Source organism: Streptomyces sp. SLBN-118 (assembly GCF_006715635.1).
Taxonomy (GTDB): Bacteria; Actinomycetota; Actinomycetes; order Streptomycetales; family Streptomycetaceae; genus Streptomyces.
Map to the genome: position 1 here is coordinate 2,306,217 of NZ_VFNP01000002.1, position 11,828 is coordinate 2,318,044.

At 70.7% G+C, this 11,828-nt stretch carries 13 protein-coding genes and 1 riboswitch; of the genes, 8 read left to right on the plus strand and 5 right to left on the minus strand.

Annotated features, from left to right (window positions below; translation table 11 throughout):
* Window positions 1-118: 118 nt before the first annotated feature.
* A complete protein-coding gene (gene tgmA / locus FBY35_RS29020; protein ID WP_142216922.1) occupies window positions 119-310 on the minus strand; it encodes a putative ATP-grasp-modified RiPP in 192 nt (63 codons plus the stop codon).
* Between the two features lie 449 nt (window positions 311-759).
* Window positions 760-916: riboswitch (cyclic di-AMP (ydaO/yuaA leader) on the minus strand.
* A 377-nt stretch (window positions 917-1,293) separates the two neighbouring features.
* On the opposite strand from tgmA, the gene FBY35_RS36230 reads away from it, so the two are divergent.
* Window positions 1,294-1,449: a hypothetical protein gene (locus FBY35_RS36230; protein ID WP_160159337.1), complete on the plus strand. Its 156-nt coding sequence runs from the start codon at window positions 1,294-1,296 to the stop codon at window positions 1,447-1,449.
* 299 nt (window positions 1,450-1,748) lie between these two features.
* The gene (gene bfr / locus FBY35_RS29030) at window positions 1,749-2,228 is read left to right on the plus strand and encodes a bacterioferritin (protein WP_142216923.1); all 480 of its coding nucleotides are present in this window, start codon (window positions 1,749-1,751) and stop codon (window positions 2,226-2,228) included.
* 10 nt (window positions 2,229-2,238) lie between these two features.
* Here bfr and FBY35_RS29035 read toward each other — a convergent pair whose 3' ends face one another.
* Window positions 2,239-3,069, minus strand: coding sequence for a ZIP family metal transporter (locus FBY35_RS29035; RefSeq protein WP_142216924.1), 831 nt, complete (start codon window positions 3,067-3,069; stop codon window positions 2,239-2,241).
* Between the two features lie 120 nt (window positions 3,070-3,189).
* Window positions 3,190-3,702 (minus strand): PadR family transcriptional regulator, encoded by a 513-nt coding sequence (locus FBY35_RS29040; RefSeq protein WP_142216925.1) that lies wholly within the window; start codon window positions 3,700-3,702, stop codon window positions 3,190-3,192.
* A gap of 91 nt (window positions 3,703-3,793) precedes the next feature.
* Between FBY35_RS29040 and FBY35_RS29045 the strand changes: the two genes are divergently transcribed.
* Complete coding sequence (locus FBY35_RS29045; protein ID WP_142216926.1) at window positions 3,794-4,357, plus strand: hypothetical protein; 564 nt, start codon at window positions 3,794-3,796, stop codon at window positions 4,355-4,357.
* Between the two features lie 41 nt (window positions 4,358-4,398).
* Here the strand turns inward: FBY35_RS29045 and FBY35_RS29050 are convergent, their stop codons facing one another.
* A complete protein-coding gene (locus tag FBY35_RS29050; protein ID WP_222123164.1) occupies window positions 4,399-6,783 on the minus strand; it encodes a SpoIIE family protein phosphatase in 2,385 nt (794 codons plus the stop codon).
* Here FBY35_RS29050 and lanL point away from each other — a divergent pair.
* Both lanL and FBY35_RS36235 read left to right on the plus strand, forming a co-directional pair.
* Complete coding sequence (lanL, locus tag FBY35_RS29055) at window positions 6,767-9,487, plus strand: class IV lanthionine synthetase LanL (protein ID WP_142216927.1); 2,721 nt, start codon at window positions 6,767-6,769, stop codon at window positions 9,485-9,487. The genes FBY35_RS29050 and lanL overlap by 17 nt on opposite strands.
* Window positions 9,478-9,645, plus strand: a complete 168-nt coding sequence (locus FBY35_RS36235; RefSeq protein WP_160159338.1) for an ALQxL family class IV lanthipeptide — start codon at window positions 9,478-9,480, stop codon at window positions 9,643-9,645. Before lanL ends, FBY35_RS36235 begins: the two co-directional genes overlap by 10 nt.
* An 85-nt stretch (window positions 9,646-9,730) precedes the next feature.
* Here FBY35_RS36235 and FBY35_RS29060 read toward each other — a convergent pair whose 3' ends face one another.
* Window positions 9,731-10,585 (minus strand): S8 family serine peptidase, encoded by an 855-nt coding sequence (locus FBY35_RS29060; RefSeq protein WP_142216928.1) that lies wholly within the window; start codon window positions 10,583-10,585, stop codon window positions 9,731-9,733.
* Window positions 10,586-11,053: 468 nt separating this feature from the next.
* Between FBY35_RS29060 and FBY35_RS36240 the strand changes: the two genes are divergently transcribed.
* From FBY35_RS36240 to FBY35_RS36250, 3 genes are all read left to right on the plus strand, one after another.
* Window positions 11,054-11,227 (plus strand): hypothetical protein, encoded by a 174-nt coding sequence (locus tag FBY35_RS36240; protein ID WP_160159339.1) that lies wholly within the window; start codon window positions 11,054-11,056, stop codon window positions 11,225-11,227.
* 113 nt (window positions 11,228-11,340) lie between these two features.
* A complete protein-coding gene (locus FBY35_RS36245) occupies window positions 11,341-11,514 on the plus strand; it encodes a hypothetical protein (protein ID WP_160159340.1) in 174 nt (57 codons plus the stop codon).
* Window positions 11,515-11,588: 74 nt separating this feature from the next.
* A complete protein-coding gene (locus tag FBY35_RS36250) occupies window positions 11,589-11,765 on the plus strand; it encodes a hypothetical protein (protein WP_160159341.1) in 177 nt (58 codons plus the stop codon).
* Window positions 11,766-11,828: the final 63 nt, after the last annotated feature.

An 11,828-nucleotide genomic window follows, 5' to 3' on the forward strand; every position in this document is an offset into this window, starting at 1 on the left:
CCTGATCCGCCGGTTCGCAGCCCGGACGTGCTCCGGCACATGATCCGCGGTAGCCGTCGCCGTGCAGAAGGCTGTCGGGCAGGTTCACAGACGGAGCGGCGTGCGGGTTGGCGGACCGTCAGTCGTCGAAGTGCGTCTGGGAACCGGCGGTGGACGTGGTGGTACCGCACGCCAGCAGCAGGTCGTGGTCGTTGACGGCCGGGCGCCCGTCGGACAGGACGTTCAACTGGAGCGTGGGGTCATAGGCGTAAGGGACCACGTCCGGGGCAGGCACGGCGGGACGGGCATAGTTCAGTGCGAACGGTCTCATGATGTCTCCTCATACGTGCCGGTGGGGCGGCAGGCTCCGAACTTCCTCATCGGGCAGGGGTGTTGGGGCGGTGGTTGCGCGCAGCCACCGACAACGTCCTTCCGGACCGCAACGACAGCCGCCGATTTCCGGGCCCGCCGAACGGGCACCGGCTGTCGCGCTCGTACGGATGACGGGTGACCGGGGTCCACGGCTGAGGTCGCATCGCGCTGCGCCTGGGCGAAGCGTCGACCAGGGCGACGTGTCAGGTCTCCGCGCGATGGTGACGCCGGACGGCACATCGATACGGGACAGCAGCCCGTACTGCGTGTACTCGCCGACGGCGTGCTTGATCAGGACCTCTAGCCGAATGTTTCGCCTCGGCCGACGGCACAGGCGCGGCTGACGAGCTGCCGGGTGGCGGCCTGGTGATGTGGGACGCGTTGTCGTCCGACTGCAGATGTCAAGGTGGCTCCGTACTCCGAACGCCTACGAGGTGAGCTGTCGGGTTCGGGCTGGAGTTGCCCGGCCGTGGTTCTCACGGCTTCACCCCAAGCCGCCCGGGTACGTGTTGTCCCGTACGGCGCAAGTGGGTCCCCCGCTCCTGCCAGGCGGTGTGGTGATGTGCTGCCGCGCGCCGGGGGCAGGATTAGGCGGTCCGGCCACGCGGTGTTCGACTTCTCCGAACGCCGAGCACGTTAGGGGGACCTTGCGTTCGAGCACAAGGTCTCCACAACCGGACTTGCATCAACTGGCTTTTCCTACAAGTGAGTTCGTGATAGGTACACCCGGTACCCCCGGTAAGGAGTGATGCGTGCAGGCGTTTGCGTGTCAGTAATCCAGGCTGCTAAGACGGTGCCGACCCGCGTCGACAGCGCTTGCCTTGCCGGCTCCGGACGGAGTGCGGGCACTCCCCCGAGCACGAGGCAAACGGGCGCTGCGGCCTTGATTACCGGGCCGCCCGACGGGGGCCGCGTGGTGCCTTCAGGGCGAGGAGCGGGCCGATGGCGAGAAGTACGGCGAGGGCGGCACAGCCGTGGGTGAGGGTGGAGAGAGCCAATACCGGCGACGAGGAGCGAGGTGACGGCGTCCTCGCTGAACCCGCCGAGGTTGGCGCCGATACCGTGGGCGCCGAGGGCGGGGTGAAGCCGGCGGCGTAGAGCGGCCACATGGCCCGCTTCGAGGCTATGGCGGTGGCGGGTCACGGGGTCGGCTCCTCGTCGGGGGCGTGCAGAGCGGCGAAGACGCGCTCTGCGTAGTCCTCACAGACGGCGGTGCAGTGTTTGAGGCGCCCCGGTGGCCTCGGTGGCCTCCGGGGCGCCAGTCACATCTCGGGAACCCAGGTAAGTACGGCCTTCCTGGAAGTCGTACCGGTCTGGTGAAACGATGTCCGTAGGCAGCAGCCGCCGGTGCGGCGCTTCTCCGTGCCCGCCCGGCCAGGAGCAGGGAGGCAGGAGCCATGCAGGGCGACCCCGAGGTCCTGGAGTTCCTCAACGAGCAGCTGACCGCGGAGCTGACCGCAATCAATCAGTACTTCCTGCACGCCAAGATGCAGGAGAACTTCGGCTGGCCCAAACTTGCGGCGCACACCCGGCACGAGTCGTTCGACGAGATGAATCACGCGGAGGTCCTGACCGACCGGATCCTCCTGCTGGACGGTCTGCCGAACTACCAGCGGCTCTTCCATGTACGGGTGGGCCAGAGCGTCACCGAGATGTTCCAGGCCGACCGCGAGGTCGAAGTCGAAGCGATCGACCGCCTCAAGCGCGGCGTCGAGGTGATGCGGGCCAAGGGCGACATCACCTCGGCCAACCTCTTCGAGTCGATCCTTGCCGACGAGGAAGCCCATATCGACTACCTCGACACCCAGCTCGACCTGGTCGAAAAGCTGGGTGAACCGCTCTATCTCGCCCAGCTGATCGAGCAGCCGGAGAGCTGAGCTCGCGGGTTCACACTCCGGCCGCGGTGACCACGGCGTCGGTGGCGAAGCCGAGCAGCAGGCCCAACAGGATCATCCAGGTGGTCAGTTCCTTCATGGCGGCCCGGCGGACAACGGCGAGCAGCTCGATGATCACGTAGAGGATGGACCCGGCAGCCAGGCCCAGGAAGGCGATGCTGAGGGTTTCGTTGACGACCTGCTGGCCGACCAGGGTGCCCACGAAGGTGGGACCGCCGCCGATCAGGCCGAGCAGCGCGAGGGTTCCCCACGAGGGCCGTTCGCCCTCTGCGGCCAGCGGGGCGACGATTCCGAAGCCCTCGGTCGCGTTGTGCAGCCCGAACCCGATGACCAGCAGGACGGCGAGGGAGATTTCGCCCTGTGCTGCGGAGTTGCCGATCGCCAGGCCCTCCGCGAAGTTGTGCAGGCCGATGCCCGTGGCGATCATGAAGGCGAGACCGGCGGCCCGTGAACGGGCCCTGGGGGCCAGTTCGGTGGCGGTTGCCGCCCCGGGCCCGTCGGGCGAATCCGCAGCGGAAGCCCGACGGCGGGAACTCCACCGGTCGTAGTACACAAGGCCGCACAGTCCGACGGCGAGGCCGGCGGTGAGAACCACGCCGCCCGTGGCCGCTGTCGCCCAGTGGTGATCGCTCAGCGAGGCGTCGGTCGGCTCCCAGGCTGCGCCGAGGACGTCCCAGAGCAGGAAGAGCAGGATGCCGACGGCAACCGCGTTGAGACCGGCGCTCAGGCGGGGAACAGGCCTGCGCAGTCGGCCGACGGGCAGGCCGAGACAGATGGTGAACCCGGCGATGGCGCCGAGCAGGGCGATCTGCACATCGGACACGGCTGTTCCAGGTGGGCGCTGTGCTGGGAGTGGCCTCGCAGCTTCAGGGAGGTAAGCCTTACCTAACAAGTTTCGCCCCGCCGAAGATCCGCCGCAAGTCGGGGCGGTTCCCCCAGCGCCTTACGTGATCTGGGCGGCTGCCCACTCTGCCCAGTCGCGGCGCATGGCGTTGAATCGCAGGCCGTATTCCAGAGCGATCCGGCCGTAGACCGCGAGGTTGTCGCCGCCCCAGTCGCTGGATTCCGCCAGTCGACGCAGGTCCTCCTCCCCCTGGGCGGACATCTCGATCAGTTCCATGAGATAGGCGCGCGCTTGCCCGGGAGTCAGCACGCCGAGGAAGAACACCCGCAGCAGGATGTCGCTGCGGGTGTTCCTCTGCGGCTGGGTCTCGGTCAGCCAGCGCCGCAGCTCGGCCAGCCCCGGGTCCGTAAGGGCGTACTCCTTACGGCCTCGCGGCCCTTCCGTGGCCGCGACGATCAGCCCGGCGTCTGCGAGCTTGCTCAACTCTGTGTAGATCTGGCTCTGCGTCGCGGGCCAGACGGCGGCCAGTGAGGTGTCGAACAGTTTCAGGAGGTCATAGCCGCTGGCGGGGTGCTCGGAGAGGAGTCCGAGCAGTGCGTGTCGGAGGCTCATGCCCGCACTCTACATTCCAGTATTGACATGTCACTACCAGACGCTCTAGTTTCGACATGTCAGAAGTGGAATGTCGAATGGAGAGCAACCGATGTCGTACCTGCGCACCTTCCTCCCGTGGATCGTCTTCGCGGTGCTGCCCTCCGGCCAGTGGCATTGGGCGGCGCTGGCCGCCATGGTCCTTGCGGTGGCATTGATCGCCTCGCAGGTTCGGGCCGGAGCCGGACTCGACTCCCTGATCATCGAGATGGGCTCGGCGGCGTTCTTCGCGGTCCTGGCCGTGATGGCCTTCGCCGATCCGCATTCGGGCGTGCACGACTACTCGGCGGCCCTCTCGTCGGCCACACTGGCGGTCATCGCCGGGATCTCACTGGCCATCGGCAAGCCATTCACCCTGGGCATCGCCAAGCACAGCACGCCGCGCGAGATCTGGGGCCTGGCGCCGTTCATCCGTACCAACGTGATCATCACCGCCGTGTGGGCAGCCGCCTTCGCCGTGACCGCCATCGCGCTCGCTGTCGTCGCGCACGCCGGGTACGCCCACTCCACTCCCGCCACCCTCATCCAGGTCGCCGGATTCGTCTGCCCGATGGTGTTCACGATCCGCTACGTCGCCGCCGTTCAGGCCAAGGCGGCCGGCGCCGGTGCCCGGTGACGTTCACGCCCACCGCCGGGCGGCAAACCCCCGCGCACCTGTTACGGGCAGTAGCGGTCGGCACTTCCGCCGGCCTGCGGGTCACCGGTTCGACGCAATGGTTCGGCAGTGGCGGCGAGCAGGGCGGTGTCGTCGTCGACCCGGTCGGGGGTGTTCAGCAGCTCCAGAGCCCGTTCGATGATCTGCTGGGGGTCGGTGCGGGCGGCGGCGGGCAGCGCGCCGCAGGTCTGGCGCAGGGCCGCCAGGCAGTCGTTCAGGGACAGAGCCCGGTTTTCCACCAGGCCGTCGGTGTACAGCAGCAGGCTGGTGCCGGGCGGGAACGCCACCTCACGGTCGACTGGGGTGCTGCCCAGTCCCAGCGGCAGCGCCGGGGGCAGCTCCAGGTAGCCGGTGTCGGCGGATACCAGCAGGGGCGGCAGGTGCCCGCTGGCGGCGTAGCGCAGGCGGTGGCGGTGTGGGTTGTAGACCGCGTACAGGCAGGTGGCGAAGCGTTCGGTGGCGAGGGACTGCAGGTAGGTGTCCAGCCTGGCAAGCACCAGGGCCGGGCCGGCGCCCTCCATCGCCAGGCTGTGCAGGGCGGAGCGGAGTTGGCCCATCACGGTGGCGGCTTCCACGTCGTGGCCCATGACGTCGCCGATGGCCAGCCCCACGGCACCGTCGGGCAGTGCGAGCACGTCGTACCAGTCGCCGCCGACCTCGGCGCCGCGGTTGCTGGCACGGTAGTGGGTGGCCAGGCGCACCCCGGGCACCTGGGGCAGGCGGTGGGGCAGCAGGGCGCGCTGCAGAGTCAGGGCGAGGCGGCGCTCGTTGCGGTACCGGGTGGAGTTGTCGTAGGCCAGGGCAAGGCGGTGGGCGAAGTTCTCCAGATACTTGTGTTCGACCGCGGAGTAGTCGGTGTGCCGGACCAGTACCAGGGCCCCCAGTGTCTGGTCGTGGGGGTGCAGCGGCAGGGCCAGAACGGCGGCGGGCGCCGGGTGTGGGCCGGCTGGGGCTGGGGCGGTGCCGTTGATCGCGTGGGCGGCGGCGGTGGCCAGGGCCTCGCGGGCAAGAAGGGGGGTGCCGGCGATGTATGCCGGGGGCGCCTGCGCCGGGGCGGGTGCCGCGGCGGAGAGGTGGATGCTGATCTGGTCGGCGAAGTCGGGCAGCAGGATCTGGCCGGCAGTCTGCAGTACCTGGTCCGGGTCGAGGGTGGCGGACAGCCGCAGGCCCGCGTCAGCCAGGGAGGCCAGCACGGCCAGCTGGTTGCGGGTCTCGGTCAGGACCTGTTCGCGCAGCCGGGACAGTTCCAACCCGGTGCGGACGCGCGCCAGCAGCTGGCGCGCGGAGAAGGGTTTGGCCAGGTAGTCGTCGGCGCCGGCGTGCCGGCCCTGCACGGATTCCTCCTCGCCGACTCGGGCGGTGAGCAAGACGATGGGCAGGCGGGCGGTGCGCGGGTCGGCGCGCAGCGCGCGGACCAGCTCGAAGCCGTCCATGCGGGGCATCATCACGTCGCTGAGCACCAGCTCCACCGGCTGCGCCAGGGCCATCTCCAGGGCGGCCCGGCCATCGGCGGCGAGCAGCAGGTCGTAGTCGGGCTGCAGGAGCTGGGTGAGGTAGGCGCGCATGTCGGCGTTGTCGTCGACGACCAGCAGGCGGGCCCGGTGGGGGCGGTCGTTTTCGTGCGGGCCGGGGCCGTGGGGGGCATCGTGGGTCGCCGGGGCGTGCGAGGTGCCTGCCGCGGCGGGGACGGGGTCGGTCGCCAGCCAGCCCAGCGCCTCGTCCACGTAGGCCGCGGCGCGGCCGGGCCGGCCGCCTCCGCCTTTCCTGGGGGTTTGCCCGAGGGATCCGGCGCCGGCCGCGGGCGGGTCCGGGCGGGGCCGGTGGGCGGCGGCGAAGGGGAGGTCGATGGTGACGGTGGTGCCCTGGCCGAGCCGGCTGTCCACCCCGACGGTGCCGCCGTGCGATTCCACCAGGTCCTTCACCAGCACCAGGCCGAGGCCGCTGCCCTCGTGGGAGCGGGAGCGGGCGCCCCGGACCCGGTGGAATCGCTCGAACAGGCGCGGCAGCTCGTCTGCGGGGATGCCGATGCCGGTGTCGGTCACGGTCAGCCGGACCCGGTCGCCGGCCGCGGCCAGCTGCACCCGGGCGCCGCCGGTGAAGGTGAACTTCAGGGCGTTGCTGAGCAGGTTGAGGATGATCTTCTCCCACATCTCCCGGTCCAGGGACACCGGCTTGGGCAGCGGCGGGCAGTCCACCTCCAGCGTCAGCCCGGCCGCCTCGAAGGCGGAGCGGAACACCCCGGCCAGCTCGGCCGTGGCACCGGCGAGGTCGACCGGCTCGAGGGCCGGGCGCATCTGCCCGGCCTCGGCATTCGCCCTGCAGTCGCTGGTGCGGCCGGTGCTGTCCGCGCACGGCGCCGGAGACTGGGGGATGACCGAGGAGGACATCTGGTGCCGGGTGAGCCCGCCGGACCGTCCATCCCGCGTCCAGGGATGGAAGCTGCACATCTCGGCCACCCCACTGTCCGCCCCCACAACGCTGCACAGGTCCGCGCAGGTCCTGATACGTCGCGGGTGCGCGTTCAAGTTCGCGGCCCGCACGGAGTACGTCGAGACCCTGACATCCAGCCGCAGCGACCGCGCGCAGTGCGGCAAGTTCATCACCGCCTATCCGGACGACGATCACTTCTGGGAGCTGGCGAAGGCGCTGGACGCGGCGACGGCCGGGCTGCCCGGTCCGGTGATCCTGTCGGACCGGCCGTACCGCAGGGGGAGCGTGGTCCACTATCGCTACGGCGCGTTCCGGGGGGTGCCCCACTGGAGTAACGACGGTGTGCTGGAGGCGCGCCTCCGCGCGCCGGACGGAACCGTCGTCAAGGACGAGCGCAAGCCCTGGTTCTGTCCGCCTCCGTGGGCGAAGCTGCCTCCCACGGAGGCGGATTCGGGGGCGGGGGGCGGGCCGCCCGCACCGCCCCCTCAGGTGCTCCTCCGCGACAGGTACGTGGTCCGTTCGGCGATCCGGCACTCCGCACGGGGCGGTGTGTACCGCGCGGTCGACCGTGAGACAAGGCGGAATGTCGTCGTCAAACAAGCGCGCGCCCATGTCGGTGCGGGATTCACCGGACTCGACGCGCGGGACGGGCTGCGCCATGAGGCGGCGGCGCTGGCCACGCTCCACGGCTTGAGCGCCGATCTGGTGGAGCTGTTCGAGCAGGAGGATCACGTCTTCCTGGTGGAGACAGAGATCCCTGGTGTCACGCTGGACCGCTGGGTACGGGCGGAGTTCCGCGCGCTGGACGCCGGTGACCTCGGTCTGCACACGGACCGGGTCGTCGCTCTGGCGGCGGGGCTGGCCGCTCTGCTGAGTGAGGTCCACGGCCGGGGGCTGGTGTACCGGGATCTCAGCCCGACAAACGTCATGGTGACCCTCGGGGACCGGCTGCGGCTGATCGACCCGGAATGCGTCGCACGGGCCGGGCAGTGGAGTCATCGTGTCCACACACCGGGTTACGGCGCACCGGAGTACGCGTCCGGGCCCAAGTACGGTCCGGCGCCGGAGCAGACCGCCGATCTGTTCTCCCTCGGGGCGATGCTGTTCTACCTCGCGACCGGCATCGACCCCGCCTTCGCGTCCGTCCCGGCGGACCCCCGGCCGCCTGTCGAACGGCTGAGCCGCGTGCTCGGCCCGGTCGGCCTGCGCAGCCGCTGCGCGCGGCTGCTGGCGCCGGCGATACGCGGCCTGTGCGCGCAGGAACCCGTGAGGCGCTGGTCGCTGGGACAGCTCAGAGAGTTCCTCGCCGATCCGGCGCCCCTGCCGGCCGCGGCGGCCGTCACCTCGTCGGCAGGGCTTGAGGGCGCGCTGCAGGAACGGCTGATCGACGACGGCCTCGCTCATCTTCTCGTCACCATGGGGGAGCACGGCGCCGACCGCCTGTGGCCCGTGGCGCCGTCCGGTGCGGGCACGGACCCGTGCAATCTCCAGCACGGTGCGGCAGGCGTTCTTGGTGTGTTCACCCGTGCGAACGAGCTGCTGGGACGCCACGACCTGCGTACGGCGGTCGCTCATGTGGCGTCCTGGATCGACGCACGCCGTGCACACGTGCCCACGGTGCTGCCCGGTCTCCACTTCGGCGGGGCCGGAATCGCGTGGACACTCCACGACGCCGCCCGGCATCTGGGCGATGACGAACTCGCCGAGCAGGCGGTACGGCTCGCGCTGGCACTGCCGGTGCGCTGGCCCAACCCGGACGTGTTCCACGGCGCCGCCGGCACCGGCCTGACCCAGCTGCGCTTCTGGCAGCTGACCGGGCGGCCGGAGTTCCTCGACCGGGCCATCGACTGCGCCGACGGCCTGGCCGCCGCCGCCGAGCACGCCGACGACGGCGTGTTCTGGCGGATACCGACCGACTTCGATTCCGTACTGGCGGGGGTCACGCATCTGGGCTTCGCGCACGGAGCCGCCGGAATCGGTTCGTTCCTGGTGAGCGCCGCCACGTCAACGGGCCGGGGGGACTACCTCGACCTGGCACACGCCGCAGGCCGGACCCTGGTCAACGCGGCCGAGCGCGGCCCCTGGGGAGCGCGCTGGCGCACCGACCGTACGGGCAGGGACGGCGAGGGGATGCTGCACCATCTCTGCAGCGGCGCGTCCGGGGTCGGCACATTCCTGGTGCGGCTGTGGACTGCCACCGGCGACCCGGCGGCCCGGGAACTGGCCGAGGAGGCGGCCGGTGCGGTCCACCGGGCCCGGTGGACCGCGGGATCCTCGGTCTGCCACGGGCTGGCCGGTGACGGCGAGTTCCTTCTCGACATGGCGCAGGCGTTCGGCGGTCCCTACCAGGGCTGGGCCGAGGAGTTGGCCGGGTGCCTGTACACCAAGCACACCGTGCGCGACGGGCGGATGGTCGTACCGGACGAGTCGGGCACGCACGTCCGCGCCGGCTTCGGCGTGGGTCTCGCCGGTGTGATCGGGTTTCTGCTCCGTCTCCGGTACGGCGGGCCGCGGTTGCTCATGGCCGATACCGACCGGCCGCGGGCCACGAAGGGCCCCCCGAAGGCCGCGCCTCGTGGGGGCGCACTGGCTCCCGGCTCCGCACAGCACGAGAGCCGGGGTTCGAGGAACAACCATCAGGAGGAAGCACCATGGAACTGACCATCGACGCACTGCAGATGCTCACAGCGGAGGAAGAACAGCAACACGGAGCCGATCCGGCGATGTGCTACAGCATCATCTCGTGCTGGTTCTCCGTGGATCCCGACGTCGACGGCGGTCGGCGGGAAGCGGCAACGGCGGCCGCGTCGACCTTCTGACGGCGTCCCGGACAGCCGAGGCCGGCGGACACCAGCCCATGGCGGTCGGTGTCCGCCCGGCACCGTTCACGGCCTCGACCGGCGGTCAGACCTGCGAACCGGTGCCTTCGTCGGCCTGATGGATCCGGACGTTGGCCGCGGAGAGATAGAGCGCGCTCTTCAGCTGAAAGGGCGTCATGCGGGGGTATCTGGACAGGATCCTGGCGCACAGCCCGGCGATGAACGGCGACGCGAAGCTGTTGCCGGTCGCGCGCACGGTCGTGCCGCCGAGCCAGGCGACCTCGACGTTTTGCCCGGGGGCGAAGAACTCCACCGGGGGGCGGGGGTTGTACAGGTAGAGGTCGGGATCGTCCTCGTGGTGACTGCCGACCGACAGGACCGATGCGAACCGCCAGGGGAAACTCTCCACCGGGGTGTTGTGCGCCGAGGCGACGATCACCGTGCGGTTGAAGTACGCCTCGTCGGCCAGCGCGTGGAGTTCCTCGGCGAACCGTGTCCTGGTGGTGGACAAGCTGAGGTTCACCACGTCGAAGCCCTGTCGCACGGCCCAGCGCAGCCCGGCGAGCAGGATCTCGCCGGTGCCGGCGGACCGTTCGTCCAGAACGCGGACGCTGTGCAGCTCGCAGCCCGGTGCGATCCGGCGGATGATGCCCGCGCAGGCCGTGCCGTGGCCGGAGGTGTCGCCCGTGTCGGTCTCGCGAACCCGGACACCGGTGCCGTCCTTCACGACGGCCCAGGAGCCCTCGACCTGCCCGACCAGAGGGTGGTCGCCTTCCACACCGGAGTCGAGCAGGCAGACACGTGTCCCCTGCCCGGTGCCGTCGTCGGGCTCCACGGACGGCGCGGGCTCGCCGTTCGCCATCACCTGTATGTCCTCGGGGCGTTTGCCCCGCAGGCTCCAGGTCAGCCCGCTGGCCGGCACGGTTGCGGCGGTCGTCATCGTGCTGCTTCCTTTCTCCCCGCGCGGACGACAGGGCCGTTCGCGCAGCCGTGGGCCCCACGTTGCTCACCCCGGAGGCCGGCGCCCGGCGGGATGAGCCGCTCCCCCGGTACGCCGCGCGGGCGCGCGGGCCAGGGCGACCCACAGTGTCCGTGCAGGCGGGTTCGGATCCGGTCGGACGGCGGTTCACAACCGGCATGTCCGCTGCTCGCGCGGGGCGGCCCGCTCTCCGCGCCGGCCGACGGGGAGGTGATCGGGTGTTGCCGCGCGGCTGCGCCCTTCCGCTGAGTTGCCGGAACACCGTTCCCATACCGCTGCTCGGACCGTATCGAACTCCCCCCGCATAGCTTCCAGTTCGCCGGGCCGCTCGAGTGCCGTCCGGTACCTCGGCGCCGGTCGGCTCTGCTCGTGACCTGAGCTGTCCGCGCCGAGCGTGTACATCCCGATTCCCCATGTGAGGAGATCACCGTGACCGACAACGCCGAGTACACCGCCCGACCGACCGAGGACGCCCCCGAGGTCGAGGCGCACGGCTCCGTCCTGGAGCTGCAGAACCTGTCCGTCCGTGAGCCCGAGGGCGGCGAGCTGGCCGAGTGGAGCACCTACAGCATCAGCTGCCAGAACACCAAGGCCCAGGTCTGACCTGACGCGTCCGGCATCCGCCGGGCGGGATCCCTCGCCCGGCCGCGCGAGGCGCCGTGCGGCGGCGCCGGATGCCACCCGCCCCAGTCCCTTCCCGACACGAGGAGATCACCGTGACCGACAACGCCGAGCCCACCACCCGACCGACCGAGCACACCCCCGAGGTCGAGGCACACGGCTCCGTCCTGGAGCTGCAGAACCTGTCCGTCCGTGAGCCCGAGGGCAGCGAGCTGGCCGACTGGAGCACCGCCAGCATCGACTGCGGCAACACCAAGGCCCAGGTCTGAGCCGACGCGGCCGGCATCCCCCGGGTGCCGGCCGCGGACCGTTACGTCCCCCTTCCCGACACGAGGAGATCACCGTGACCGACAACGCCGAGCCCACCACCCGACCGACCGAGCACACCCCCGAGGTCGAGGCCCACGGCTCCGTCCTGGAGCTGCAGAACCTGCCCGTCCGTGAGCCCGGGGGCAGCGAGCCCGCCGGCTGGAGCCTCGCCAGCGTCACCTGCGAGAACCAGACCAACAAGCCGGTCTGACGTGACCAGTGGCCGGCATCCCCCGGTGCCGGCCACATCCTTACCGCTCCCGCAGCCCCGGAA

What these genes read in the sequence shown, in the direction of transcription:
- tgmA (WP_142216922.1), bottom strand. Translation starts at nt 310, where the DNA reads ATGAGACCGTTCGCACTGAACTATGCCCGTCCCGCCGTGCCTGCCCCG.
- FBY35_RS36230 (WP_160159337.1), top strand. Translation starts at nt 1,294, where the DNA reads ATGGCGAGAAGTACGGCGAGGGCGGCACAGCCGTGGGTGAGGGTGGAG.
- bfr (WP_142216923.1), top strand. Translation starts at nt 1,749, where the DNA reads ATGCAGGGCGACCCCGAGGTCCTGGAGTTCCTCAACGAGCAGCTGACC.
- FBY35_RS29040 (WP_142216925.1), bottom strand. Translation starts at nt 3,702, where the DNA reads ATGAGCCTCCGACACGCACTGCTCGGACTCCTCTCCGAGCACCCCGCC.
- FBY35_RS29045 (WP_142216926.1), top strand. Translation starts at nt 3,794, where the DNA reads ATGTCGTACCTGCGCACCTTCCTCCCGTGGATCGTCTTCGCGGTGCTG.
- lanL (WP_142216927.1), top strand. Translation starts at nt 6,767, where the DNA reads ATGACCGAGGAGGACATCTGGTGCCGGGTGAGCCCGCCGGACCGTCCA.
- FBY35_RS29050 (WP_222123164.1), bottom strand. Translation starts at nt 6,783, where the DNA reads ATGTCCTCCTCGGTCATCCCCCAGTCTCCGGCGCCGTGCGCGGACAGC.
- FBY35_RS36235 (WP_160159338.1), top strand. Translation starts at nt 9,478, where the DNA reads ATGGAACTGACCATCGACGCACTGCAGATGCTCACAGCGGAGGAAGAA.
- FBY35_RS29060 (WP_142216928.1), bottom strand. Translation starts at nt 10,585, where the DNA reads ATGACGACCGCCGCAACCGTGCCGGCCAGCGGGCTGACCTGGAGCCTG.